This window comes from Mesorhizobium sp. M0048, assembly GCF_040323405.1.
GTDB lineage: Bacteria > Pseudomonadota > Alphaproteobacteria > Rhizobiales > Rhizobiaceae > Mesorhizobium.
Map to the genome: position 1 here is coordinate 1 of NZ_JAMYUV010000125.1, position 913 is coordinate 913.

General features: G+C 60.1%; 2 protein-coding genes. Both read left to right on the top strand.

Annotation, left to right across the window (positions count from 1 at the left end):
- The coding region (locus NKJ84_RS33025) for an extracellular solute-binding protein (protein ID WP_352510006.1) at nt 1-384 on the top strand (384 nt) is incomplete at its 5' end.
- Nucleotides 385-444: 60 nt separating this feature from the next.
- Nucleotides 445-913: ABC transporter permease family protein (locus tag NKJ84_RS33030; RefSeq protein ID WP_502904063.1), on the top strand; the 469-nt coding region annotated here is incomplete at its 3' end.

A 913-nucleotide genomic window follows, 5' to 3' on the forward strand; every position in this document is an offset into this window, starting at 1 on the left:
ATCGGCACCTATTGGAGCGGCTCGGCCGACCGCGCCAAGACCCATTTCAAGCTGCCAGTCTCGCTCGTGATCCCGCGGGAGGGCGCTGTCGCCTGGCTCGACGCCTTCTCCATTCCCGTCGGTTCCAAGAATGTCGCCGGCGCCGAGGCCTTCATCAACTACATGGTCGACCCGAAGTTCTATGTCGAATGGGTCACCAAGGTCGGAGCCCCGGTATCTGCCAATACCAAGGCCGTGGAAGCACTTCCCGAGGATGCGTTCAACCGCAAGGTGATGGGTGACCCGGCAGTTGCCAAGCGCATTCAGTTCCAGGCGCCGATCACAAACGCCCAGCGCGAAGCCTATCTGTCGCTCTGGCAGCAGCTCAAGGTCAACGTGAAGTAACAGCAGAAAGCGGGATCAGCCGATCATATATGTCGGCTGATCCTTCCCTGGGAGGATGTCATGGCAGCACAGGTTGCAGCCGCGTCGCGCAGCGGGCTGAGATCGGCCTTGCCGCTACTGGTGCCTGCCTATCTCTGGCTGTCGGTTGCGATCTTCTTGCCGCTCTCAGCCATGGTCTTCTTCTCTCTCATGACCGAGCTGCCGTTGTCGGGCAAGCCGTGGGCGTTCACGCTCGAAAACTATACCGCCTTCTTCTCGCAGAGCCTCTATCTGACGCTTCTGCTCGCCTCGCTGCGCCTCGGCCTCGAAGTGACGCTGTGGTGCATCATCGTCGGTTATCCCGCCGCTTATGTGCTAGGCAAGGTGCTGAAAGGCCGTAGCCGCGAAGCGATTTTCCTGCTCGTCATCCTGCCGTTCTGGTCAAATGGGCTTGTGCGCATCTTCTCCTGGGCGATGGTGCTGCGCGAAGGGGGCATTCTCGATACCGCGCTCAACGCCGTGCTGCCGTTCAAGATCAATATCGACCTGA